Genomic DNA, 2,276 nt, shown 5'->3' with positions numbered 1-2,276 from the left:
TCGGTGCAAGCGCATCGAGTCTTTCCGGCTCATCGATCATGAGCATCTTGGTCGAGTAATTTTTGATAACTCATGGGTTCCTGATTATGAGCATATGCATATGAAATCTGCTAATGAAGCACTCATTAATCTTGGGATATCCTGTTTGATCAGAAAATTATTAATAGTGGATCAATAAGAGTTATTGTGATTCACATAGAGAATTAGGGTGTGGGATATGAAAATGACTTATTTCTGGATTACGGTCAGTGTAATCTAGTTCAGTGAAAAATCTTCCCGATAAAAACAACTAAAAAAGGTGGGGAATCCCACCTTATTTTAGTTCCTGAGAAAAATTCGTTTTTAACTCTGCGAAAATACTAGACTTATTAGGACTTCCGGTCAGATCTTCTGGATCCGTTCCATCAAGATTGAATTTACCAGCTTGCATATTAATTACACTGTATTGTCCAAATGTGTTTTCGCCTAAAAATATTAAATAAGTGCTGCCTTTTTTCATTTCGGTATATCCATCACTAGTGATTTTTTCTTTCCCTCTATAAGTTTGATACATGCCAAGAGGTTCGATAACGGTAAGACCAGCAGCGTATTCTTCCGGCCCTTTTAATACCTTTTTGACATCGAGCTCTGTAAATGTTGCTATATCCTCGATAGCACCTGTAGAGAACCTAGTTAAATGTAACTCTCGATCCTCAAAGTCTTTAACCGGACTTCCAATGACCACCATATCCGCATTGTTGTATAACGATTGTGCCGATGAATATCCCTGATAAAGCGATGCTGCATTGATCACACGAACAGAATTATAAACCGTGAAATAATAGTAACATGCCGATGCAGCAAGCAGTAATGCCAGTATCATTGAAATCATAACGCTTTTCTTCTTTAGTAACATGAAAGAAACCTCCCTTTAGTCTAATTTCCCCATTTAGACTTCAATTCATTTTTATCGTAGTCAGAAGGTGTGGTCACATTCCAATTGTAAAATGCGTCTTCTGCTGAAGTCATGACTGATTGTGATCTTAAAGTTGAATTTATTTCGTTGGTATGTGCTAAGCCGATAGAATGTCCGACTTCATGGAGGGCTACGTTCTTCATGTTAGTATCATTTTTCCTATTATACTTAACCATATTATTGTCATAGATGATTACAATGCTATAATCCCAATTATTTACATTTGGATCTGTAGGAGCAGCAGTTGATGATTTGTAAAAATTAGTAAATCCATACCTTTTGTCCACGATTGTTTCTCCTACATAGTACTGGTCAGTAGATGATGTGGCAGTAGGAGTCTTATTGATACTTACTTTTGAAGAAATTCCTGACCATTTCGAACGTGCCCAATCAAACTGTGTAGTGTATCCTTTTTGAGATACAGTAGTATCATACCATGCACTAAAAGTGCCAGTAGTTCTCTTGTATCCCCATACAGTTGCATTTGCAATAGGAATTGCAGTGATTACAGCCGATAATGCAATGAGAGATGCGATGATTACTTTGGTTTTCTTAATCAATTTTCTCTTACCTCCATATTGTATTATGTAACCCAAATTATTTATACCATTATATAAAAAAATGGAAATAAGACTACAATCCTTAAAGGGCTCTAATTTTCAGCAGCTGATAGTCTTATTGGCTTATAATAAGTCGAAAATAGTCAAAAATTTTTTGTGCTCATTTAGATCATTGATAAACGGAATCAATTAGAAGGAACAGAATTATTGGATGGAAAATATCTGCTATCTGCTGGAATGAAATAAAGTGAGGGGTTAAATAACTATAAGTTATCTTCTAATATGTTTGCTTCATTTGGATTACTCGAAATTTTGCTCTCAATAACACAATTATTAAAAAGGAAAATTAATTTAATTATTCGCATATATAGTAAGTCTGAATACGACCGCCATTCAACTGCTTTAGCAGCTTCTTATTTCCTCCGGCTCCTACTGCAGCAGCTCCTTTTTATAAGGTCCTAGTGAAGTGTGGGGCTAGCCATGTCTTTTCATCTTAAAAATGTTTGCTTATGAGCAATAATCCTATTAATCATCTTTCTGTGGATAAAAAGAAACTTAATTGGGATTATCCAGATCCGAGTATAATGTTATAAACTCGTTTGAGCCCTCAATTGCAGGATCTGGCTTCGCTTGAACTTCACTATTGGTTCGGTAATCGACAATCGGATTCAAGCCAAGTGCTTTAAACTGCTGCTTTCCTTGTTCTGTTAAGCCAGCGAGCTCACCCGAGCGGAACAGCTTGCCCCATTTTACGTGGCGTC

At 36.4% G+C, this 2,276-nt stretch carries 3 protein-coding genes; all 3 read right to left on the bottom strand.

Annotated elements, in window-relative coordinates; genetic code table 11:
* Positions 1–313: 313 nt before the first annotated feature.
* A complete protein-coding gene (locus tag I2H74_RS24375) occupies positions 314–895 on the bottom strand; it encodes a hypothetical protein (protein WP_195576911.1) in 582 nt (193 codons plus the stop codon).
* Between the two features lie 20 nt (positions 896–915).
* Complete coding sequence (locus tag I2H74_RS24370) at positions 916–1,515, bottom strand: matrixin family metalloprotease (RefSeq protein WP_195576910.1); 600 nt, start codon at positions 1,513–1,515, stop codon at positions 916–918.
* A gap of 555 nt (positions 1,516–2,070) precedes the next feature.
* Positions 2,071–2,276, bottom strand: a 206-nt coding sequence (locus I2H74_RS24365; protein ID WP_195576909.1) for a tyrosine-protein phosphatase, incomplete at its 5' end; no start/stop codon positions are given.

Source organism: Paenibacillus sp. 1001270B_150601_E10 (assembly GCF_015558675.1).
Lineage (GTDB): Bacteria > Bacillota > Bacilli > Paenibacillales > Paenibacillaceae > Paenibacillus_B.
The sequence above is the reverse complement of the archived record's forward strand: the minus strand, read 5'-3'. Positions and strand labels throughout refer to the sequence as shown.